We start from the raw sequence: 22,554 nt of genomic DNA, 5'->3' as shown, positions 1-22,554 counted from the left end.
AGCCCCGAATAGACCGCTTGCTACTCCTGCATGTGCTTTCATGTCTTTGCATTTGTAAATATTAATCAATATTATTTGCAAAAAGTTAACGTCAGGCAATTTTTCGCCCAGACCAACACATAAAGATGCGAGGCAATCCATGCTCCCGGCAAAGGCCCCCACATCGCGCCTGGCACACGCGATCCGTTGTTTCCTGCCCCTGACCCTGATCCTCACCTCCCCATTGGCGCTGGCCCAGTCCAACGACGACAGCGAGAGTCTGTCCCTGGGCGAGCTGGTGGTCACCGACACCGCCCTGAAAGTGGAGGCGCCGCTGGTGGAAACGCCACGGCCGGCCTCCGTGGTGGAGCGGGAAGAGCTGGATGAGCGCAACGTACAGTCGCTGGACGAGACGTTCCGGTATCGGGCGGGGGTCGTTTCCGGCATGTACGGGGCCGACAACGACACCGACTGGTTCAAGGTCCGCGGCTACGACCAGTCCACCTATCAGGATGGCCTGCGCATCTATCGCGAGGGGTTCTACCAGTGGCTGCCGGAAACCTATGGTCTGGAGCGTGTCGAGCTGCTCAAGGGTCCGGCCTCCATTCTCTACGGTGAGGCGCCCCCGGGCGGCGTCATCAACGCCATCAGCAAACGCCCGACCGAGGAAACCCAGGGTGAGGTGATGGTGCAGGGCGGTACCAACAACCACCAGCAATACTCATTCGACACCTCCGGACCGGTCTCCGGCCGCGATGACGTGCGTTACCGACTCGTGGGTCTTTACCGAAACGCCGATGGCGACATCGACTACACCAACAACGAGCGCTTCTACATCGCGCCCAGTGTCGAGTGGGACATCACCGACGACACGCAACTGACGGTCCTGGCCAGCTTCCAGAAGGACAACGCCATTCCCTACAACGGCTTCAAGCTGGCCTACGGCACGCTGGACGACACGCCGTTCGGCAAGGTCGATCCGTCGGTGAACTACGGCGAGCCGGATTACGACACCAACGAGCGCGAGCAGTCCTCCATCGGCTACCAGCTGTCGCATCGTTTCAACGACACCTGGACCTTCGAGCAGGACCTGCGTTACAGCCATCTGGACCTGCTGCTGCGCAGCACCTACATCTTCTTCCAGAGCGGCCCCCGCGAAGGCACCCGTGGCCTGACCTACCGGGACGGCAGCATCGAATCCTGGACCATGGACAACCGCATGGTGGGCAAGTGGTTCACCGATCGCACCGAGAATACCCTGCTGCTGGGTGTGGACTACCAGGACCTCAAGAACAGCGGCCAGGAAGCCGATCCTTTCCCGTTCGGCACCATCGACCTGTTTGATCCCGTCTACGGCAACTTCACGCCGGTGGCCGACGCCGACCTGACCAGCCGCAAGATCACCAAGGAGCAGACCGGCCTTTACATCCAGGACCAACTGCGCCTGGACGATCGCTGGATCTTCCTCGCCGGTCTGCGCTACGACTCGGCCGAGACCGACAACACCAACCGCTCCGCCGGCACCACAGAAAGCGCCGACGACGACCAGGTGTCCTTCTCCGGCGGCGTCATGTACCTCGCCGACAACGGCCTGTCGCCCTACATCAGCTACGCCGAATCCTTCCAGCCGCTGGTGGGCACGGACAGCAACGGCGACCTGTACGACCCGCTCGAAGGCAAGCAACTGGAAGCCGGCGTGAAATACGCCCCGGACTTCCTGGACGGTTACGTCACCGCGTCGGTCTATCGCATTGAAGAGAAGAACTCCCTGGTCACCGCCGGACAGGTGCAGGCCCAGGAAGGCGAGCGCAACACCGACGGTTTCGAGCTGGAAGGCGTGGCCTACCTGACCGACAACCTGCAGCTGACCGCCGCCTACACCTACAGCGACTCCAACACCGAAAACACCGCCACCGATGAAGGCGAGGTTCAGGCCGCCCTGATTCCGCGCCACATGGCCTCCGCCTGGCTGGATTACGCCTTCGCCGATACGGTGCCCGGTCTGAAGGTCGGCGGCGGCGCCCGCTATGTCGGCGAAACCAAGGACAAGACCTACGGTTACGACGTGCCGTCCTACACCGTGTTCGACCTGATGGCCCAGTACGATTTTGCCCAGCACTGGCGCGTGCAGGTCAACGCCAACAACGTGTTTGACCGCGAGTACGTCGCCAGCTGCGACTATTGGTGCTACTACGGCGAGCAGCGCAGCGTGATCGGCAGCGTCAGCTACCGCTGGTAAGCCGTCCCATCGTCAGTCCCGGGGAGCGCTGGTTTCCCCGGCGTTCCGATTGAGGCAGACTGGTCCGCTTCTTCGACACGGACCGGTCTTGCCGAGCCTCGATTACGATGCCCCAACAACAACCCGTCACCCTGCGCCAGACGCTGCCGTTGCTGAGCCTGCTCTGGTTCGCCGGCCTCTACCTGCGCATTCCCATTCTGGTTGCGCCGCCCCTGGCCCCCCATATCGCCGCCGACCTGGCGCTGTCCCAGGCCCTGACCGGTGCCCTGACCACACTGCCCGTCCTGATGCTGGCCGTTGGCGCCTTGCCCGGCTCCCTGGGGATTGCCCGCATGGGTCCGCGCGCCACCCTGGCGCTGGCCATCGTGGTCATGGCCATCGGCTCCAGCCTGCGCAGCGTGGCGCCGGAAGTCGGCACCCTGCTGGCCGCCAGCGCGATCATGGGGCTGGGCATCGCCATCATGCAGCCGGCGCTGCCCGCCTTGCTGAACGTCTGGTTCCAGCCGGCGCACCTGGCACTGGGGACCGCGGTCTACATGAACGGCATGCTGATGGGGGAGTTCATCGGCGCGGGCATCACCCTGCCGGTGCTGATGCCCATGCTGGGTGACAGCTGGCGCGTGACGCTGGCCGCCTGGTCGCTGCCTGCGTTCCTGGTGGCCGCAGCGCTGTTCCTGCCCAGGGCCCCGGCCAGCCGACCGGTTGCCCGGCCCGCCTGGGTACCGGACTGGCACAACCCGCTGACCTGGAAGCTCGGCCTGCTGCTGGGGGCCTCCGGCTCGATGTTCTTTGGGACCAACGCCTACCTGGCCAGCCTGCTTGACGCGCGAGGCGAGGCGGGCGCGCTGGAGCAGACCCTGTTCTGGTTCAATCTGGCCCAGGTGGCCGCGTCGCTGGTGATGCTGCGGACGTCCCGGCGCTGGGTGGGCCGGCGCTCGCTGATCGTGCTGATGCTGGTGACCGCCATCGTCAGCCTGGCGCTGTTCCTGCTAACCCGCGGGCCGCTGAGCATCGCCTTTGCCTTCGTCATGAGCTTTACCGCCGGCATCCTGCTGATCCTCGTGGTGGCGCTGCCGCCGCTGCTCAGCCACCGCGACGACACCGGGCGCCTGGCGGCGGGCAACTTCACCATCGGCTATACGCTGTCGTTTGCGGTACCCATGCTGGGTGGCGTGGTGGCGGATTTCTCGGGGGCGCCGGTGGTGGCGCTGATCGTGATGGTGGTTTACGCGGCGTTGATGGTGCCGGTGGCGCTGAAGCTGGAGTTGCGGATGCCACCCGAGCCGTTCCGGGGAGCTTAGACCCACTACAAAGACGCCAGGACCCTGGCGGGTCTTCCGAACCGCCGAAAGCAGCGATTTACCGCATTCGATGTAGCGGACGCTTCAGCTTCCGAGCCGCCCGGAGGGCGGCCCCTAGTGCCCCGTCCCCGAAAGTCAGGCCGAATCGGAATCCGCCCGATCCGCATCGTCTTCCACCAGCGGGTGATGCAACCGCACCTTCGCCGCCCGCTTCTTGCGCATGCGCAGGTTGAGGATTTCCACGCCGAACGAGAACGCCATGGCGAAGTAGATGTAACCCTTGGGAATGTGCAGGTCGAAGCCTTCGCCCAGCAGCGCCACGCCCACCAGGATCAGGAAACTCAGGGCCAGCATCTTGATGGTGGGGTGATCGTCCACGAACTCGCCGATCGGTCTGGCGGCGAACATCATCACGCCCACCGCCAGCACCACCGCGATCACCATCACCGCCACATCGTCGGCCATGCCCACGGCGGTGATCACCGAATCCAGGCTGAACACGATGTCGATCACCGCGATCTGCGCCAGGATTGCCGCCAGGCTCGCGGTGGCGGCGGAAGCCGCGCTCTCCTCGGCGCCTTCCAGACTGTTGTGGATCTCGTGCACGCTCTTGCCGAGCAGGAACAACCCACCGACGATCAGGATCAGGTCACGCCCGGAAATCGCCTGTTCCAGCACCGTGAACAGCGGCGTGGTCAGCGTCATCACCCAGGCCAGGGACAACAGCAACAGGATGCGGGTAATCATCGCCAGGGACAGGCCGATCAGCCGCGCCCGGTTGCGCTGGTGTTCCGGCAAGCGCCCCACCAGGATGGATATGAAGATGATGTTGTCGATACCCAGCACGATCTCCAGCAGGGCCAGGGTGGCCAGGGCGATCCAGGCCTGTGGGTCGTTGATCCAGGTGAACCATTCCACCATGTCATCGGTCCTCGTCAGTGAACTAGAAATTGATGGCGTCGCGGCGGGCGCCCCGCAGCCAGAGTCCCCAGTTGTCCTGCAGCACCGGCATGCCGCCGACGTAGTTATCGTCCACCAGGTAAGCCGCCAGCGTCCGGTCGCCGCGATGATACTGGTGGATCAGCCGCACCAGGAAGCTGCGGCCGGTGGGGGACGCCAGCAGGAAATAGACGAACTCGCCGGTCTGGGACTGCAGCGAGAACCCCTTGTCTGTGTATTGGCTGCGCCAGTCCCGGCTTTGCATCGCCAGGAAACGATCCACCTCCGGGAGCTGACCCTGGCGACGTAAATAGTCCACCACGGCGGTGTTTTCCGGGTGGGCCTGAATCACCAGCCGGCCGTCGTCGCGCAGCAGCATCTCCGCCTGTTCCGCCAGCCCCTCATTGAGCCAGGCAGGCACGTAGGGCGTCAGGGTGGCGACGATGGCGTGGGCGGTTTCGTGGCTGATGGTGCGCAGGGTGGCGGCCCGGTCCTCCTGCATGTAGACCGCGATCTGGTTGCGCCAACCCAGGAAAATCCCCAGGGACGGCGGCGAAGGGCCGGGGACGTTGTCAGCCACGTAACGGTCGTAGGTGGCCCGGTCCGGCAGCACCAGGATGTTCACCGGCACTGTGCTGTGGATATCGAAGTAGAGAACGTCATCGAAGAAGGCGTAGACGAGATTGACGTTGGCCTCGATGCGGGCCCGCTCGGCCTCGCTCAGGGTCACGTCGCCACGGGTTTCGATGGCGATCTCGAAACGCTGCCAGTCGGACGCGCTGGGGCGCACCTCCACCGTCTCCTGCCGCTGGTCCGGCAGCTTGCGATCGCCAAAATGCACCACACCGTTCTCATCGGTGTAGCGATAGATCTCCGCCTGTGCCAGCAGCGGCAGCAGGACCATCAGCAACATCAGACGTCGTGTCATGCCCCGGCCATTTTCCCTGCCTCCATGAGTCTGGCAGTGAGTGTATAGTGCAACGACCGCTTCAACCAGCCTGATCCGGGTCAGGATCGGTTGTGGGGTTGGCGACGGAAAACGGTATGCTTCCCCAAAACCGGAAACCCAAGGACAACGTACTCCCATGCGATGGCGCGACCGCCTGCAACACTGGATCGGCCGTTCCGGCCCCCGGCGCAAACTGATCGTGATCGGCATCGGCTACCCCAGCTTCAGCCTGGGCCAGGCGCTGATCGACAGCCGGCAGTTCGACATCGTCGCCTTCATCGACGACGAACCCTGGACCAACCGCACCCAACTGCTGGGCACCACGGTGCGCTACCCGAGCGACCTGGCGGCGCTGATCAGACGCCACGCGGTGGACGGCGTGGTCCACATTGAGGGTGAGCCGCCGGTCATCGCCGACAACATCCGGGACGAGGCGCTGGCCACCGGCGTCAGCCGCATCGACCTGCCGGCGGATCAGCCCGCGGACGCCCAGCTGGAGCGCATTCGCGCAGCACTGGCCAACGCCTGAAACCACAACCGATAGGAGCCACGATGCCCGCAACGCTCAAAGACCTGATGGCCATCCTGCCGCAACAGGGCCGCCTGGACTGGATCGGCCTGCGTCCCGGTCGGGGCGAGGCGATGATCGAGGCGAACACGGCCACCATCGAGATCGGCAGCGGCCTGGCCGGTGACCGCTTCCGCGGCCGGCCGGACAGCAAACGCCAGGTAACGCTGATCCAGGCGGAACATCTGCCGGCGGTGGCCTCGCTGCTGCACCGGGCCTCCATCGACCCGGCGCTGCTGCGGCGCAACCTGGTGGTCAGCGGCCTCAACCTGCTGGCCCTCAAGGACAAACGGTTCCGCGTGGGCGAGGTGGTGCTGGAGATGACCGGCCTGTGCCATCCCTGCTCGAAGATGGAGACGATCTTCGGCGCCGGCGGCTACAACGCCCTGCGCGGCCACGGCGGGATCACCACGCGGGTCATCCAGGGGGGAGGCATCCGGGTCGGGGATCCGGTTGAGGTGCTATCGTCACATCGCGCGCCGGTGCAGACGGCGTTCGACGACCTGACAACCGGCTGAGCCTTCGCCACGGATTGCCGCCAGCGCCGCCCTCAAGGTGGCGTCGGCAATGGCCTCGTGCTGCTGAGGCAGGGCGTTGACCGGCACCGGCAGGAAATCGAGCAGCCGGTCGTCACCGAAGGTGGCCATGCGCAGGTTCCGGGGCAGGCCGTCCGGCCGCTCCAGCAGCACATCGAGCACCCCCTGCAGCAGCGAGAAAGACGCCGTTACCAGCGCATCGGGCAGCCCACCCTGCGCCAGCATCTGCCGGGTCAGGCTCGCGCCGCTGGTCCGGTCAAAGCGCTCGCCGCTGAGCAGCGCGGCGCTCACCCCGGTGCCGGCCACCGCCTGCTCGAAGCCTTCCCGTCGCTCCCGGGTCATGGTCAGCGACGGCAGGGCGTCCATCCACACCACCGAATTCACATCCGGGTCGATCACCGAACGGGTCAGGGCGGCGGCGCCGGCCTGGTTGTCGCTGACCACGCAGGCCAGGTGCGCCGGATCCTGGGCCCGGTCCACGGCAATCACCGGCAGGCCGCTGTCCTGCAGCTCGCGGTAGAACGCACTCTCCGGCGGCAGGCAACTGGCCACGATCAGGGCGTCGCAGCGCCGCGCCTGGAAGGATCGTGCCAGCGACCGTTCCGTCTCGGGATCGTCGTCGGAGCCGGCGATCAGCAGCTGGTAGCCCTGGGCGCGGGAACCGATTTCCAGCAACTTGGCCAGCCGGGCGTAACTGGCGTTTTCCAGATCCGGCAGGATGAACCCCAGCGTGCGGGACTGGCCGCCGCGCAGGGCCGCGGCCTGGGCGTCGATGCGAAATCCATGCTGCTCCGCCGCCGCCAGCACCCGGGCCACGGTGTCCGGCTTGATGCGGTTGGCCTCCGCCCGGCCGTTGAGCACATAGCTCGCCGTGGTGCGGGACACCCCCGCCAGTTTCGCCAGTTCCGCCAGCGTCATGACGCCTTTCTCCTGCAGTCGATCCGTTCAACGGCTGCCATCATAGGGCATCCGGTGACGAATAATGAGTGGCGGCCCGAATTGCTTGAAATTCGATCAAACCTGAGCCACTATCCATTCTATTCGTTGCTGACACGATTCAGCAAATGCTTAAATACGACAACAACAACCGCTTCAAGGGGCACTCCCCATGCTTGCACTCACTGCCAACGATATCCGTCTGGGTTGCCGTGCCGCCGACTGGCGCGACGCCCTGACCCTGGCCAGCCGGGAACTGGAAGCCGCCGGGCGCACCACGCCCGACTACCGCCAGGGCCTGCTGGACCGGGAAGCTCAATCCTCCACCGTGCTGGGCAACGGCATCGCCATTCCCCACGGCACCCCGCAGAGCCGGGAGCACGTCATTAGCACCGGCATCCGCGTGCTGCAGTTCCCCGACGGCGTCACCTGGCACGACGGTGCCCGGGTGCACGTGCTGGTGACCATCGCCGCCCAGTCCGACGAGCACCTGGACATCCTGCGCCACCTGACCCGCGTGCTCGACAAGCCGGGCCTGGCGGAACAGCTCGCCACGGCCACGGACGCCGACACCCTGCTGGCGAGCCTGTCCAAACCGCCGGTGACGCCGCGCTGCGACCGCGACACGCTGCTGCTCAAGGTCCCCGCCGGCGACGCCCGAGAGCTGGCGTTGCTGGCCGCTGGCCGCCTGCTGAGCCTGGACTGCGTGGAACCCGGCTTCATCGCCGGCCTGTCGGCGCAGACACCGCAGCCGCTTGGCCAAGGGCTGTGGCTGGTGCAGGCGGGCAACGACGTCCAGCAACCGGCCCTGGCCATCGCCACGCCGGCCCAGCCCGGCGACGACCTGAACGGCGTGCTCTGCCTGGCCGCCCGGGGCGCCGACACCCAGCCGCTGCTGGAGCAGATCGACCACCTGCTGTCCCAGCCGGAACCCCTGGCGAACCTGTCCGCCGACGAGCTGCTGGCGCGTCTGTCCGGCGAGTCCGCCAACGCCGTCACCCGCCAGGTGGCGTTGCTCAACGCCCACGGCCTGCACGCCCGGCCCGCCAAGCAGCTGGTCCAGGTGGCGCGCCAACAACCGGCGCCGCTCAAGCTGCGGCTGCTGGAAGGCGACGCCCAGAGCGTGTCCGCCACCAGCCTGACCCGGGTCATCAGCCTGGGTGCCCGGCGCGGCCAGACCCTGGTGATTGCCGCCAGCGGTGAGGGCGCGGACGCCAGCGTCGCGGCCCTGGCCGAGGCCATCGAAGGCGGCCTGGGCGAGACGGTCACACCGCTCAACAGCGCCCGGCGCGAGACCGTTCAGCCGGTCGAGACAGCCGATCCCGAACCGCTGACGCCGGACGAGCCGATCAAAGCCGTCGCCGCCTCCCCGGGGCTGGCCGTGGCGCCGGCGTTCGTCATGCGCCTGCCCAAGTTCGAGTACGCCGCCACCGCCACCCACGCGGACGGCGAGAAACAGCGCCTCAACCAGGCGGTGGATGCCGCTTTCGAACAGCTGCAGGCGCTGATTCGCCGCGCCGAAGGCGGCGAGGCCGGCCCCATCCTGGCGGTGCACGCCGAGATGCTGCGCGACGACGACCTGCACCAGGCCGCGTTCGACCTGATTGGCGAAGGCGCCTCCGCCGAAGCCGGCTGGTGGCAGGCCATCGACACCGCCGCCGCCGCCCAGGAAGCCCTGGCCGACCGGCTGCTGGCCGAGCGCGCCGCCGACCTGCGCGATGTGGGCCGCCGGGTGCTGGCCAACCTGTGCGGCGTGAGCCTGCCAACACCGCCGGACGAACCCTACATCCTCGTTGCCGACGATCTGGGCCCGTCCGACGTGGCGCGCCTGGACACCCAGCGGGTGCGCGGCCTGGTCACCGCGCGCGGCGGCGCCACCGCCCACAGCGCGATCCTGGCCCGGGCCCTGGGCCTGCCGGCGGTGGTCGGCGTGGGTGAGCGCCTGCTGACCCTGGAGACCGGTATCGACGTGGTGGTCGACGGCGAACGCGGCTGCATCGTGCCCGCGCCCGGCACAGAACGCCGGCAGCGGTTGGAGCAGCGCCTGCACCAGCTGCGGCAGTTGCAGGCGCAGGCCCACGACGCCCGCCATGACCCCGCCAGCACCCGCGACGGCCATCGCGTGGCGGTGTGCGCCAACCTGGGCAACACCGCCCACACGCCGGAAGCGGTGGAGCGCGGTGCCGACGGCATCGGCCTGCTGCGCACCGAGTTCATCTTCATGGCGCATTCCGAGGCGCCCGATCAGGCCACCCAGGAAAAGGAATACGGCGAGGCCTTCGACGCCCTCGACGGCCTGCCGCTGGTAGCCCGCACCCTGGACGTGGGCGGCGACAAACCGCTCGATTACTGGCCACTGCCGGCCGAGGACAACCCGTTCCTGGGCCTGCGCGGCATCCGCCTGTCACTGACCCGGCCGGAGATCCTGGAAACGCAGCTGCGAGCCCTTTTGAGCGCCGCCGGCGAGCGACCACTGCGCATCATGTTCCCGATGGTCAAGGACCGCGCCGAATTCCGCGCCGCCAAGGCCCTGTTGGACAGGCTGCGCGAGGAAATCCACGCCCCGGACGTGCAGGTGGGCATGATGATCGAAATTCCCTCCAGCGCGCTGCTGGCCCCCACGCTGGCGCCCGAGGTGGACTTCTTCTCCATCGGCACCAACGACCTGACCCAGTACACCCTGGCCATCGATCGCGGCCATCCCGAGCTGTCCGCCGATTCCGACGGCCTGCATCCGGCGGTGCTGCACCTGATCCGGATGACCGTCGAAGCCGCCCACGAGCATGGCCGCTGGGTCGGCGTGTGCGGCGAGCTGGGCTCCGATCCCCAGGCGATCCCGGTGCTGCTGGGCCTGGGCGTGGACGAGCTGTCCGTCACCAGCCGCCGGGTGCCGCTGGTCAAGGCCTGCATCCGCAACCTCAACCAGTCGGACGCCCGTGCCCTGGCGCAACGCGCCTTGCAGCAGGCGACCGCCGCCGACGTCCGTGACGCACTGGAGGGCGCCGTATGGCAAGGATCCTGACCATCACCCTGAATCCGGCGCTGGACCTGTCGGTGGAAACGCCCGACCTGGCGCTGGGCCGGGTCAACCGCACCGGCCGCACGCACATCGAACCGGCGGGCAAGGGCATCAACCTGGGCCGGGTGCTGATGCGGCTGGGTCACGAGGTGGTACTGTCCGGCCTGCTGGGCGCCGACAACGCCGGGCCGTTCGAGCGCCTGTTCGCCGACGAGGGCCTGGAGGACCGCTTCGTGCGGGTGCCCGGCGACAGTCGCACCAACATCAAACTCGCCGAGCAGGGCGGCCGGGTCACCGACCTCAATGGCGTCAGTTTCGACACGCCCGCCGATGCCGCCTCGCGCCTGCAGTTCCGGCTGGCCGGGTTGATTGACGACTGCAACGCCATCGTCATCGCCGGCAGCCTGCCCCGGGGCTGGGCACCGGCGCAGCTGGCCGAGCTGATCCGCTTCTGCCAACGCGGCGGGGCGCCGGTGTGGCTCGACGCCAGCGGCGATGCCCTCACGGCCGGCATCGAAGCGCGCCCGTTCGGGGTGAAGCCGAATCACGAGGAACTGGCGGAATGGGCCGGTCGTCCACTGCCTAACCTGACTGCCCAGGCCGACGCCGGGCGCCAGTTGCAGCAGTCCGGCATCGCCCACGTGGTGATTTCCCGCGGCGGTGACGGCGTGCTCTGGCTCAACCCGCGCCGCGACCTGCTGGCCCGGGCCCCGCAGGTGCCGGTGACCAGCACCGTGTGCGCCGGCGACACCCTGCTGGCCGGGCTGATCCACGGCGAGCTGAGCGGATTGGACGACCACACGTGCCTGCAACAGGCCACCGCCCTGTCCGCCGAATGCGTCCGCCACTTCGGCGTGGGCCATCCCGACGCCGACGACATCGAACAACTCCAACAACAGACCAGGGTCACCCCCTGGCCGGAAACCGAACTGTCCGGGGAGGCCTCATCATGAAGCTGATACTCGTTACCGCCTGTCCCCAGGGGCTGGCCACCTCCTTCCTGGCCGCTCGTGCCCTGTCCCGGGCGGCCCGGAGCCGCGGCTGGGACGTCACCCAGGAAGTCCACAGCCAGGCCGCACCGGTCGAGGCGGTCTCCGCCGAAGCCATCGCCGCCGCCGACCTGATCGTCATCGCTGCCAGCGCGCCGCTGGACCTGTCCCGGTTCGAGGGTAAGCCGCTGTTCCGGGCGCCGGTGACCGCACCGCTGGCGGATCCGGACGCGTTCCTCGACGATGCGCAGAGCCAGGCGCAACCGTTCCAGGCGGACGCCGAACCGCAGCAGGCCGACGCGCCGGCCGTGGCCGGAGGCATTCGCCTGGTGGCCGTCACCGCCTGTCCCACCGGCGTGGCGCACACGTTCATGGCCGCCGAGGCCCTGACGGAAGCCGCCCGCGCGGCCGGTCATGCGATCCGGGTGGAAACCCAGGGCTCGGTGGGCGCCCAGGATGCCCTGACCGACGACGAAATCGCCGCCGCCGATGCGGTGATCCTGGCCTGCGACATCGAGATCGACCCGGCCCGGTTTGCCGGCAAGCGGGTCTGGCGCACCTCCACCGGCACGGCGCTGAAGAAGCCCGCCGACACCGTGCGCGACGCACTCGACAAGGCGGAAGTGGAAAGCGGCAGCGCCAAGGCCTCCGGTTCCGCCGAGAAAGCCGGCGGTGGTGAGCGCAAGGGCCCCTACAAGCACCTGCTGACCGGTGTGTCGTTCATGCTGCCGATGGTGGTGGCGGGCGGCCTGATGATCGCCCTGTCCTTCGTGTTCGGCATCAACGCCGCCGAGGAGGAAGGCTCGCTGGCCGCGGCGCTGATGCAGATCGGCGGCGGCACCGCGTTCAAGCTGATGATCCCGCTGCTGGCCGGCTACATCGCCTACTCCATCGCCGACCGGCCGGGCATCGCGCCCGGCATGATCGGCGGTTTCCTGGCCGGGGAACTGGGGGCCGGTTTCCTGGGTGGCATCGTTGCCGGCTTTATCGCCGGCTACGCGGCGAGGTTCATCAGCCGCAAGCTGCCGTTGCCGGAGAGCATCGTGTCGCTCAAGCCAATCCTGCTGATCCCGCTGCTGGCCAGCCTGTTCACCGGGCTGACCATGATCTACGTGGTGGGCGAGCCCATCGCCGCCATCATGACGGCCCTCACCGACTTCCTGACCAACATGAACACCGGTAACGCGGTGCTGTTGGGGGCGCTGCTTGGCGGGATGATGTGCTTCGACCTGGGTGGACCGGTGAACAAGGCCGCCTACACCTTCGGGGTGGGGCTGCTGTCGGAAGGTTCCGGCGCCTCGGCACCGATGGCGGCGATCATGGCCGGCGGCATGGTGCCGGCGATCGGCATGGGCATCGCCAGTCTGCTGGCCAGCAGCAAGTTCGGCGACAACGAACGCCAGGCGGGCAAGGCGTCGTTCGTGCTGGGTCTGTGCTTCATTTCCGAGGGGGCGATCCCGTTCATGGCCAAGGATCCGCTGCGGGTGATTCCCATCTGCATGGTGGGCGGGGCCATCACCGGCGCCCTGTCGATGTACTTTAACGTCGCCATCATGGCGCCCCACGGCGGGCTGTTTGTGCTGCTCATCCCCAATGCGGTGAGCGCCGTGCTGCCCTACCTGTTCGCCATTGCCGCGGGGTCGCTGGTCATCGGCGTCGCCTATGCGTTCGCCAAGGACGGCAAGGCGGAAATGGCCACCGCCTGAACGTAAAACGCCCGGCGGATTGCTCCGCCGGGCGCTTCCCTATCCTGCCACCAGCACGACTAGCGCCTGAAGAACAGCATGAACGCACCGCCCACGGTCGCGGCGGCGCCAATGACCAGATACCACATGGTCTCGTCACTGAAACGCCCGGTCAGGCTTTCGGAGATCTGTTCCCCCACACTTTGCGTCGACTGCCAACCGAAATACAGCAGCAACACCCCCACCACCAGCGCAATCAATCCAATGATTCGAGTCGTAGCCAAGCAACTTCTCCTTTGACTCTATTTTACATTTGCCCAAAAGCTACACGTCGCCCCGGCAAAATAAAAGTTACGATGCCACTGTTTAACCCGGAGTCTTCAGTCTAGCTCTCATCCGTCGCATGACGAGAACGCAGCCCACTGGCAATGGCCTGCTCGATCAGCCAGCGCCGCACCAGGCGAATCGCCGGTTCGTTGCGCCGGCTGGTCTTGTGGGCGAAATAGAAACGATCGCCGGTCATCAGGGTATGACAGGGCAGACGCACCAGGTTGTCGTCGGCCTCGTCGCTGAGCATGTAGTCGTTGGTCAGGGCGATGCCCTGGTCGTAGCGGGCGGCCTCCAGGGCCATCAGCATATGACTGAAATGCTGGATACGCGCCCCGGCCGGCAGACGCTCGTCCGCCACCCGGAACCAGGCGTCCCAGTCGCCGGATTCCCGGTCGTAGATGCTGAAGGTGGACAGCAGGGGAAAGCGCGCCACCTGTTCCGGCGTGAGCGGGGCGGCACCCTTGGGATCGGTGTCCGGGGGCAGGTCCAGCGCGTCGCAGATGCGTCGCCAGTAGGCCCGACTGCAGATCGGGAACAGCCGCTCGCGGTAGAGCAGGTCGTAGGTAAACGCGGGACTGGCGGTGCGGATGGTGATGAAGCAGTCGGCGACCCGATCGGACAGCACCGGCGATTCGCCGGTCATCTCCAGCGCCAGGTCGATCTGGGAATGGGCCCGCTGCAGGCTGGGCAGGCGCGGGATCAGCCAGCGCACGCAGAACGAGCTGAACACCGCCAGTCGCAGACGCGAGGTGGACGCTCCCAGCAAGTGCTCGCTGGCCCGTTCGATCTGCAGCAGGGCGGAGGTGACGCTGTCCTGGTAGCTGCGACCTTCCTCAGTCAGCTCCAGATAGCGGCCATTGCGCCGGAACAGGGTCTCGCCCAGGTAGTCTTCCAGCGCCTTGATCTGGTGACTCACGGCGCTCTGGCTGACGCTCAACTCGTCCGCCGCGCGGGAAAAACTGTTGAGCCGCGCCACCGCCTCGAACACCGGCAGCGCGCGCAGTGGCGGCAGTTTCATGGCCCGATCCCTCCCTCTTTCACTATCCAAATAACTAATAATACACCAGCAAATATCATTAAACAGGCCATGGAAGCCCGATTAGACTGGCGCTCTCACTGATTCACTGACCGATCGCGGGGAGGGAGCCATGTCCGGACGCACCGTCAACAGCGCCATCCTGTTGCTGGTTATCGGCAATGCCATGGCCCTGGTTTCCGACGTCTTCATCAAGCTGCTGGAACCGGGCTCGCCGGTGTTCCAGTTCGTGTTCCTGCGCTGCCTGATCACCCTGGCGCTGCTGCTGCCGTTCCTGGGTCAACTGGATCGCGGCCGGCTGTTCGCGGGCCTGGGCGTTCACACCCTGCGTGCCCACATTCACCTGGTGGGCATCGTCTGCATGGTGTTCGCGCTGGGGGCCCTGCCACTGGCCACCGCCAACGCCGTGTTCTACGCCGCGCCGGTGCTGGTGATGGTGTTCTCGGTGCTGTTCTTCCGCGAACGCCTGGACAGCCGCAGCGTGTTGGCCGTGATAAGCGGGTTCATCGGCATTCTGGTGATCCTGCGGCCGGTGGCGATCAACTGGATGGCCCTGAGCGCCCTGGCGGTGGCAGCCAGCCTGGCGGTCAACGCGCTGCTGGTGCGCAAACTGCCGGACGGCCAGTCCACGGTGCACAAGCTGTTCCTCAACTACCTGCTGGTGCTGCCCGCCAGCGCGCTCTTGATGCTGTGGGAGGGGGCGGCCTTCGACCCATCGCTGCTGCTCACCGCCGCCGGCTCGGCGCTGTTCATCCTGGGCTACAACATGACGGTGCTGCTGGCCTATCGCCACGTGGACGCCAGCCAGGTCACCAGCGCCGAATACACCGGCCTGATCTGGGCCATCCTGCTGGGCTGGACCCTGTTCGGCGAGGCGCCGGACCTGTGGTTTATCCTCGGCGCCAGCATGATCGTCCTGCCGCTGCTGCTGATCAGCCTGCGCCAGCGGCGGCCACAGCGGAGGCGGCGCGGGGTTCTGGTGGGTGAATCAAGCCAGGTCGGAGACTGCCCATAGCTGCTGCGACCACGCCGTCGAATGACTGAAGCGAGTGGGTGCCCTCGCCGAAGCAGGGACACGGGCGTCCTGGTCGCTATTATGGCCAGGGACGGCCACTAACAGCAGCGTAAGCGAGGGCACCCATTCGCTTCCTGCCCGAGCTCACCGTCTGATCTTAACGGCCTACTCGCCCACGTTTACGACAACCCCGTAAGCCTCCGGCAAGCGGACGGTAACCAAAACCGCTCCCTTCCGCGCCGCGCGCCCTCTAAACTGTGATTTTTGCTGAAGGAACGCGACCATGGCCGGAGCCAGCCAGCGATTGCAGGCCCTCGACGCCCTGCGCGGCATCGCCGCCGTCGGGGTCATGCTGTTTCACTACATTCCCTATTACGACGAGCTCTACGGCCACGATTTCGAGCCCTGGAGCCCGCTGGCGTTCGGACGCTACGGCGTGCATCTTTTCTACATCCTCAGTGGCTTCGTCATTTTCATGACCCTGGAGCGCACGTCGACAGCGCGCTGGTTCGGGCTGGCCCGCGCCTTTCGCCTGCTGCCGGCACTCTGGGTCGGCATTCTCCTGACCAGCCTGTCGGTGCACTTCCTGGGACCGGCCGACCGCGCCACCACGCTGACAGAAACCCTGTGGAACTTCAGCCTGCTGCACGAATACCTGGGGATGGGTCCGGTGGACGGTGCCTACTGGAGCCTGGTGGTGGAAGCCACGTTCTATGTGTGGATGGCGCTGCTGTTCTACGGGCTGGGCGCCCAGCGCCTGCGGCCGGTGTTCTGGGCCTGGGTGATCGGCAGCTATGTGGCGGTGCGCTACTGGAAGTCGATTCCGGACGGCCTGGATTTCCTGGTCAAGGACCTGCTGTTCATGAAGTACGCCCCGCTGTTCATCAGCGGCATGCTGCTCTACCGCTGGCACCGCCACGGCACGCCGCCGCTGTGGGACCGGGTGCTGCTGGTGCTGTCCATCGGCCACTGCCTGCTGGCCTACAAGGCGCCGTTCAACGTCTTCGTGCTGGGCTGCTACGGCGTGTTTATCCTGGCGATCACCGGCTACCTGAACCTGCTGGCCAACCGCTTCCTGCTGACGCTGGGCAGCCTGTCCTACAGCCTCTACCTGGTACACCAGAACATCGGCTACGGGATCATTGGCCTGAGCTACGACGCCGGATTACCCGGCGGGGTGGGCGTGGCCCTGGCCGTAGCCACCGCGCTGTGCCTCGCCTGGCTGATTCACAAGGGCGTGGAACAGCCGGCCCTGCGCTGGTTCCGCGAGCGCCGCAAGCAGACCGCCGAGTCCACGCCGTCCGGCGGCGAAGCGCTGGACGTCGGTCGCTAGCCCAGGCGGACCTCAGAACAGGTTGTAGCCCACGACGCCCAGGGTCGCCGCCGTGACGATCAGGGCGAACAGCGCCACCGCGCCGTCACGGGAAATCATCGCCAGTCCGAAGGCGGTGAGAGCCGCGCCGCCGCCGTTGGCGCTGAACGGCACGATCTCCATCGCCGGCATGGCCAGGGCGACCGCCACACAGGCCAGGGTCAGCACCATCAGGCCCGGGCCTTCCACGAACAGGGTCAGGCGGGGTCTGGTCCAGCGGTCGATACGGCGCGCCGGCTTGCGCGACCATGCCAGGCCCTTGCGCAGTTTGTCCCGGGGCAGCCGGCGGCACATGATCCAGCGCGGCAGCCAGATGTGCTCGCGCCGGAACAGCAGCTGGCCGGCGGTCAGGATCACCAGCAGTGCCAGCAGCGTGGGGACGCCGGGAATATCGCCGATCAGCGGCGCCAGGGTGATCAGCCCCGCCACCAGCACCACCGGACCGAAGGAACGATAGCCCACCGCCTCGATCAGGTGGTCCATGGTCACCGTTTCCAGGCCCGCCGCCACTCCGTCGATGCGGTCGATCAGTTGTTCCAGATCATTCAGGTCGCCCCGGACGTTCATTGCGTCTCCCTGTGTTTTATGGCGTTCCCTGCAACTGCTGCGCCAGCCAGGTGCCGATCTGGGCGGTCGGCAGGGCGCCGCTGTGTCGGGCGATTTCACGGCCACCCCGGAACAGGATCAGGGTGGGAATGCTGCGAATGCCGAATTGCGCCGACACCCGGGGCGCCTGCTCGGTGTTGAGTTTGGCGAACAACGCCTTGCCCTGCCATTGCCGCGCGGCTTCCTGATAAGCCGGCGCCATGGCCTTGCAGGGCCCGCACCAACTGGCCCAGAAATCCACCAGCACCGGCAGGTCCGAAGCGCCGGTCACCCGGGCCAGGCTGCTGTCATCCAACTCAGCGACGCGGCCATCCACCAGCTTCTGGCGGCAGGCGCCGCAGTTGGGGCGGTCACCCAGCCGCTCGGGAGGCAGGCGGTTGGTGCGCAGGCAGTGCGCACAGGGCACGTGCAGGATGTCGCTCATCGGGTGTTTCTCCAGTTGTGTCGTACCCTCTCGTTTGGGGCCGGGCCAGGGGATATCAAGCGGCTTACCCAACGGTAATGGCCGGAAACCGGCTCTGGTTATCCCGGGCCAAGCTGCTGTCCGATAATGCCTTGCCCTTGCGCTGCCCGGATACCGGATCAACAATAAAGCACGTGCTTTACCCGAACAAAAACCGGTCGCACAAGCCGGGAACCGATGCCCAAGCGAGGTTTATAGCATGGCCAGCACGCATTTTGATGTCATCATCGTCGGCGCCGGACTGTCCGGCATTGGCGCGGCCCACCACCTGCAGCAGGGCTGCCCGGACAAGTCCTACACCATCCTGGAAGGCCGCGACGCCATCGGCGGCACCTGGGACCTGTTCCGCTACCCCGGCATCCGCTCCGACTCGGACATGTACACCCTCGGCTACAGCTTTCGCCCCTGGCGCGACGGCAAGGCCATCGCCGACGGGCCGTCGATCCTCGACTACGTCCGCAACACCGCCGCCGAAGGCGGCATCGACCGGCACATCCGCTTCCAGCATTGGGTAACCCGCTACGACTGGTCCAGCGCAGACGCCACCTGGACGGTCACGGCGAAGAACGGCAAGACCGGGAAGACCGTGCGGCTGACCGCCAGCTTCGTGCTCAACTGCTCCGGCTATTACCGCTACGACGCCGGCTACATGCCCGACTTTCCCGGCATCGACCGCTTCGCTGGCCAGGTGATCCATCCCCAGCACTGGCCCGAGGACCTGGACTACGCCGGCAAACGCGTGGTGGTGATCGGCAGCGGCGCCACCGCCGTCACCCTGGTGCCCGCCATGGCCGGGACCGCCGCGGATGTGACCATGCTGCAGCGTTCCCCCACCTACATCGTCTCCCTGCCGGACGTGGACGCCATCGCCCAGTGGCTCAAGCGTCTGCTGCCGGCGAAGGCGGCCTACCAGCTGACCCGCTGGAAGAACGTCTCGCTGCAGACCCTGTTCTACCAGGCGTGCCGGCGTTATCCGAAGCTGATGCGCCGTATTCTGCGCCAGCACCTGAAAACCCAGCTGGGCCGGGATTTCGACGTCGATACCCATTTCAATCCCAGCTACAACCCCTGGGACCAGCGCCTGTGCCTGGTGCCCAACGGCGACCTGTTCCGGGCGCTGCGCCGGGGCGATGCCCACGTGGTCACCGACCACATCGAGACGTTCACCGAGACCGGCGTCCGCCTGCAATCGGGACAGACCCTGGAGGCGGACATCGTGGTGTCCGCCACGGGCCTCAACCTGGTAGCGCTGGGCGGCGCCGAGCTGTCCGTGGACGGCCGCACGCTGACGCCCAACGAAACCATGGGCTTCAAGGGTATGATGCTGAGCAACGTACCCAACCTGGCCATGGTGGTGGGCTACACCAACGCCTCCTGGACCCTCAAGGCCGACCTGACCGCCGAATACGTCTGCCGGCTGCTGCAGCACATGGACCGGCACGGCTACGACGCCTGCACGCCGGTAGTGGACGGCGACGTCGCCGAGGAACCCTTCCTCGACCTTGACGCCGGCTACGTCCGGCGCGCCCTGGAACAGCTGCCCAAGCAGGGCGATCGCAAACCCTGGCGGCTCTACCAGAACTACCTGCTGGATCTGCTGCACCTGCGCTTCGGCAAGGTCAACGATCCGGCCCTGCATTTCGACCGGGTCGACGCCGGCGAGCGGGTATCGGCACAGCAGGCCTGAACGGCATTGTCTTGATCTGGCGCAACACAGATTTGCAGTAGGATGCTATGTTTGGGAGTTCTCATGCTGTCATTGGAGAACTTTCGCCCTATGCCCGGCCTGCTGAAAAACGCGCGTCTCAAGTACAAGTTCTGGTTGCTCAACATCGTCGTGTTCGCGGTGATGATGCTGCTGGTGGTTTTCGCCCTGGATCGCATCGCCGACGCCAGCGGCCAGACCCTGTCCCAGGCCATCGGCAAACACGCCGCCGCCTTTGCCGGCGTCGTGGCGGTGCTGATGCTGGTGGAAATGGCCTGCTCACAGCTGTTGATCAGCTTCATCGAGCGCCACGTGCACCGGCTCAAGGACACCATGGTCGAGGTCCAGTCCAGCGGCAACCTGAGCCTGCGCGCCAACGTCGATTCCAGTGACGAGATCGGCGCCATGAGCGACGCTTTCAACGCCATGCAGAGCCGCACCGGTCAGGTGGTGCAGAGCATGAAGGCCGCCATCAGCCGACTGGAGCAGGAAGTCCAGGCGCTGACCGAGGCGGCCGAGCGCAGCCGCGACGAACTCCAGCGCCAGCAAGCCGGCACCGATCGCTCCGCGGACGCCATCGAGGCCATGCTCAACGGCTTCCAGGGCATCGCGCAGCAGGCGGATGCCGCCAAGGAACTGTCCCACGAAGCCCGGGCCGCCGCACTCAACGGTAGCGAGCGGGTGTCCCGGACGTCCCGCTCGATCCAGCAACTGGCCGAGAAGATCCAGACCTCCGCCGGCAGCGTCGAGGCCCTGGCGGAGAACAGCCGCGAGATCGGCAGCGCCGTCACCGAGATCCAGGGCATCGCCGAACAGACCAACCTGCTGGCGCTCAACGCCGCCATCGAGGCCGCCCGCGCCGGCGACCAGGGCCGCGGCTTTGCGGTGGTGGCCGACGAGGTACGCCAGTTGGCGCAACGGGTGCAGGACTCCACCGAACAGATCCAGGGCACCATCGACCGGTTACTGGGCACCATGGGCGACGCCGTCCAGCAGATGAACACCAGTTCGGTGGACGCCAGCCGCTGCGTGGACGAGGCCGACGCCGGCGCCGCCGCGCTGCAGGAAATCAGCGCCATGGTGCTGCGCATCGATGACAGTAATCAGGAGATCGCCGACGTCTCCGCCCAACAGACCGCCGGTACCGACGCGGTACAGACGGACATGCAGAGCATCCGTGAAACCACCCAGGCCATGGTCAGCCAACTGGTGGACAGCGCCAACATGAGCCAGCGCCTGCGCGCGTTGATCCGGGAGCTGGAAGGTGCCGCGGCCCAGGTGTCGGTGGAGAACGCCTGAGCGGCGTCAGCGGCCCAGCTTCCAGGTGCGCTGCATCTCCAGGAACAGGAACGACGCGCTCCAGGTAATCATCACCAGCCCGGTCAGGGCCTCGATGCCGGAAACGTAGCGGATGGGGCCGAACGGCTCGATGTCGCCGTAGCCGACGGTGGTGTAGGTGGTCATGGAAAAGTAGACGCAGTCCAGCAGCTCGCCGTTGAAATTGCCCACCAGGCTGCCCCAGTCCGGGCGCTCGTTCATCCAGTAATAGACCAGCCCGAACAGCCAGATCTCCGCCAGGTGCGCCAACAGCGCACCGCCGACACCCACGACGATGCGGAAATGGTGGGGCAGGCCCAAATGGGGAATAAAGCGGCTCAACAGGTACAGGCTCTGGAAGTGCACCAGCACCACCAGCGCCGTCACGCCGATATTGAGCGCACTGACGACCAGCAGGGAAACCTGATCGATTGCAACAGCATCGGACATCGCGGGCATCCTGTTAACGACTCAGGGAGCAGCATACCCGCGTCCGGCCATCCTCGCTAACAGCCTTCCGCACAGCGTCCGCTGGCATCGAACGCCATGGTCCGGCCACTGAGCGGCACGTGCGCCGGCACATCCACCGCCTCGATGAACGCCGCCGTGCGGGTCCCCGCCTGAACCTTGCCATCCTTCGTCGCCGGTTCGTTGGCGTGGGAGGGAATCACGCTGGCCGGCTCCACCAGCTCGTTGACCACGTAGGCCGCCTCGGTGGGGCCGGTGGTGTAGGTGTCGCCGATGTTGATCACCGCCAGCTTGGCACCGTAGTAGTCCTGGACAACCGCTTCCTGATCGGCAGTGATGCCGGTGTCCCCGGACAGGTAGACCACCAGGCCGTTGCTGAAGGTGAGCACATAGCCGGTGGGCGGGCCCACGTAGGCGGTCAGCCCGGCGGCCTGGTAGATCTTGCCCATCTCACCGTCGATGAACTTCGGCGACAGGCCGTTGCTGTGCACCGCCGGCACGGTGGTGATGCCGACGCCGCCTTCATCCACGTGGGCGCCGAAGCGGACCAGCACCGAGTTGTCCGGGTTGCCGCCAGCGGCCTGCAGACGCCCGGCGAAGAAGCTCGCCATTTCGCTGCCGGTGACGATGCGCGCGTCCTTGGCCACGGCGATCTTCACGCTGTTGGACAGGGGTGCGTCGTCCTCCGAGGCCGCCGGGCTACCGCAACTGCCGGCATTGGGCTCGGGGATGTGACGGTCGCCCAGGTGATCGCCGTGAACGTGGCTGACCAGCACCACGTCGATATCACCCAGGCGCGGGTCGTCGGCCCCGGCCACGGTGCGGCCGGCGTCGTAGAGAATGCGGGTGCCGTTGGGGTCTTCGAACACCAGGGCCCGGTCGAGCACGCAGAACTCGCCGTCCTGGCCGCCCAGTGGGGTCACCCGGACGGTGTCGGCCGCGTGGGCGAGGGGATTGGCCAGAACCAGCAGCGCCAGGGCCGCGAGTCCGGATCGGATAAGGGGCATGCGGAGTCTCCTTCTGGTCGGTGTCCATGCGTCGTCGAAAAGAGGCTACGTCGTTCAAAGTAAAGCCGATTAAACGCCAATCGCCTGAACTTTCG

20 protein-coding genes are annotated in these 22,554 nt (G+C 66.6%); 11 read left to right on the top strand and 9 right to left on the bottom strand.

Annotated elements, in window-relative coordinates; all coding sequences use genetic code 11:
* Nucleotides 1-139: 139 nt before the first annotated feature.
* Nucleotides 140-2,218, top strand: a complete 2,079-nt coding sequence (locus GQB00_RS17665) for a TonB-dependent siderophore receptor (protein WP_165857278.1) — start codon at nt 140-142, stop codon at nt 2,216-2,218.
* Between the two features lie 107 nt (nt 2,219-2,325).
* Entirely contained in the window at nt 2,326-3,519 is a 1,194-nt protein-coding gene (locus GQB00_RS17660) for a CynX/NimT family MFS transporter (protein WP_165857277.1), read from the top strand.
* A 135-nt stretch (nt 3,520-3,654) separates the two neighbouring features.
* On the opposite strand, the gene GQB00_RS17655 is transcribed toward GQB00_RS17660, so the two are convergent.
* The gene (locus GQB00_RS17655; RefSeq protein ID WP_165857276.1) at nt 3,655-4,440 is read right to left on the bottom strand and encodes a TerC family protein; all 786 of its coding nucleotides are present in this window, start codon (nt 4,438-4,440) and stop codon (nt 3,655-3,657) included.
* 22 nt (nt 4,441-4,462) lie between these two features.
* Nucleotides 4,463-5,386 carry a DUF4124 domain-containing protein gene (locus tag GQB00_RS17650; RefSeq protein ID WP_228276890.1) on the bottom strand — a complete coding sequence of 308 codons (924 nt, stop codon included), beginning with the start codon at nt 5,384-5,386 and terminating at the stop codon, nt 4,463-4,465.
* Nucleotides 5,387-5,543: 157 nt separating this feature from the next.
* On the opposite strand from GQB00_RS17650, the gene GQB00_RS17645 reads away from it, so the two are divergent.
* Together GQB00_RS17645 and GQB00_RS17640 are read left to right on the top strand one after the other, a co-directional pair.
* Entirely contained in the window at nt 5,544-5,936 is a 393-nt protein-coding gene (locus GQB00_RS17645; protein WP_165857275.1) for a nucleoside-diphosphate sugar epimerase/dehydratase, read from the top strand.
* Nucleotides 5,937-5,959: 23 nt separating this feature from the next.
* Nucleotides 5,960-6,493: an MOSC domain-containing protein gene (locus GQB00_RS17640; RefSeq protein ID WP_165857274.1), complete on the top strand. Its 534-nt coding sequence runs from the start codon at nt 5,960-5,962 to the stop codon at nt 6,491-6,493.
* Here the strand turns inward: GQB00_RS17640 and cra are convergent.
* Nucleotides 6,443-7,429, bottom strand: coding sequence for a catabolite repressor/activator (cra, locus tag GQB00_RS17635; protein WP_165857273.1), 987 nt, complete (start codon nt 7,427-7,429; stop codon nt 6,443-6,445). The genes GQB00_RS17640 and cra overlap by 51 nt on opposite strands.
* 190 nt (nt 7,430-7,619) lie before the next feature.
* On the opposite strand from cra, the gene ptsP reads away from it, so the two are divergent.
* The 3 genes from ptsP to GQB00_RS17620 are packed head-to-tail and all read left to right on the top strand — an operon-like array spanning nt 7,620 to nt 13,161.
* Nucleotides 7,620-10,469 (top strand): phosphoenolpyruvate--protein phosphotransferase, encoded by a 2,850-nt coding sequence (gene ptsP, locus GQB00_RS17630; protein WP_165857272.1) that lies wholly within the window; start codon nt 7,620-7,622, stop codon nt 10,467-10,469.
* On the top strand, nt 10,454-11,419 hold the full coding sequence (gene pfkB / locus GQB00_RS17625; protein ID WP_165857271.1) for a 1-phosphofructokinase: 966 nt from the start codon (nt 10,454-10,456) through the stop codon (nt 11,417-11,419). Before ptsP ends, pfkB begins: the two co-directional genes overlap by 16 nt.
* Nucleotides 11,416-13,161 (top strand): PTS fructose-like transporter subunit IIB, encoded by a 1,746-nt coding sequence (locus tag GQB00_RS17620; protein WP_165857270.1) that lies wholly within the window; start codon nt 11,416-11,418, stop codon nt 13,159-13,161. The genes pfkB and GQB00_RS17620 overlap by 4 nt, the downstream gene beginning before the upstream one ends.
* Nucleotides 13,162-13,220: 59 nt before the next feature.
* Here the strand turns inward: GQB00_RS17620 and GQB00_RS17615 are convergent, their stop codons facing one another.
* On the bottom strand, nt 13,221-13,424 hold the full coding sequence (locus tag GQB00_RS17615; protein ID WP_111497183.1) for a DUF3185 family protein: 204 nt from the start codon (nt 13,422-13,424) through the stop codon (nt 13,221-13,223).
* A gap of 101 nt (nt 13,425-13,525) precedes the next feature.
* Nucleotides 13,526-14,488 (bottom strand): LysR family transcriptional regulator, encoded by a 963-nt coding sequence (locus GQB00_RS17610; protein ID WP_165857269.1) that lies wholly within the window; start codon nt 14,486-14,488, stop codon nt 13,526-13,528.
* Between the two features lie 130 nt (nt 14,489-14,618).
* Here GQB00_RS17610 and GQB00_RS17605 point away from each other — a divergent pair, with 130 nt between their 5' ends.
* Nucleotides 14,619-15,521, top strand: coding sequence for a DMT family transporter (locus tag GQB00_RS17605; RefSeq protein ID WP_165857268.1), 903 nt, complete (start codon nt 14,619-14,621; stop codon nt 15,519-15,521).
* A 283-nt stretch (nt 15,522-15,804) separates the two neighbouring features.
* Nucleotides 15,805-16,854 carry an acyltransferase family protein gene (locus tag GQB00_RS17600; protein WP_111497186.1) on the top strand — a complete coding sequence of 350 codons (1,050 nt, stop codon included), beginning with the start codon at nt 15,805-15,807 and terminating at the stop codon, nt 16,852-16,854.
* Nucleotides 16,855-16,866: 12 nt separating this feature from the next.
* Here the strand turns inward: GQB00_RS17600 and GQB00_RS17595 are convergent, their stop codons facing one another.
* Together GQB00_RS17595 and trxC are read right to left on the bottom strand one after the other, a co-directional pair.
* The gene (locus tag GQB00_RS17595) at nt 16,867-17,460 is read right to left on the bottom strand and encodes an exopolysaccharide biosynthesis protein (RefSeq protein ID WP_111497187.1); all 594 of its coding nucleotides are present in this window, start codon (nt 17,458-17,460) and stop codon (nt 16,867-16,869) included.
* 16 nt (nt 17,461-17,476) lie between these two features.
* Nucleotides 17,477-17,923 (bottom strand): thioredoxin TrxC, encoded by a 447-nt coding sequence (gene trxC / locus GQB00_RS17590; protein ID WP_111497188.1) that lies wholly within the window; start codon nt 17,921-17,923, stop codon nt 17,477-17,479.
* Between the two features lie 238 nt (nt 17,924-18,161).
* On the opposite strand from trxC, the gene GQB00_RS17585 reads away from it, so the two are divergent.
* Nucleotides 18,162-19,649 (top strand): flavin-containing monooxygenase, encoded by a 1,488-nt coding sequence (locus tag GQB00_RS17585; protein WP_165857267.1) that lies wholly within the window; start codon nt 18,162-18,164, stop codon nt 19,647-19,649.
* Between the two features lie 63 nt (nt 19,650-19,712).
* Complete coding sequence (locus GQB00_RS17580) at nt 19,713-20,966, top strand: methyl-accepting chemotaxis protein (protein WP_228160645.1); 1,254 nt, start codon at nt 19,713-19,715, stop codon at nt 20,964-20,966.
* A gap of 6 nt (nt 20,967-20,972) precedes the next feature.
* Here GQB00_RS17580 and GQB00_RS17575 read toward each other — a convergent pair whose 3' ends face one another.
* Both GQB00_RS17575 and GQB00_RS17570 read right to left on the bottom strand, forming a co-directional pair.
* Nucleotides 20,973-21,401, bottom strand: coding sequence for a potassium channel family protein (locus GQB00_RS17575; protein ID WP_111497275.1), 429 nt, complete (start codon nt 21,399-21,401; stop codon nt 20,973-20,975).
* Between the two features lie 89 nt (nt 21,402-21,490).
* Nucleotides 21,491-22,459 carry an MBL fold metallo-hydrolase gene (locus tag GQB00_RS17570; RefSeq protein WP_165857266.1) on the bottom strand — a complete coding sequence of 323 codons (969 nt, stop codon included), beginning with the start codon at nt 22,457-22,459 and terminating at the stop codon, nt 21,491-21,493.
* Nucleotides 22,460-22,554 lie beyond the last annotated feature (95 nt).

It is taken from the genome of Marinobacter sp. JSM 1782161, from assembly GCF_011421605.1.
Taxonomy (GTDB): Bacteria; Pseudomonadota; Gammaproteobacteria; order Pseudomonadales; family Oleiphilaceae; genus Marinobacter_A; species Marinobacter_A bohaiensis.
Note: the sequence above shows the minus strand (reverse complement) of the source record. Positions and strands in the feature narration are given on the sequence as shown.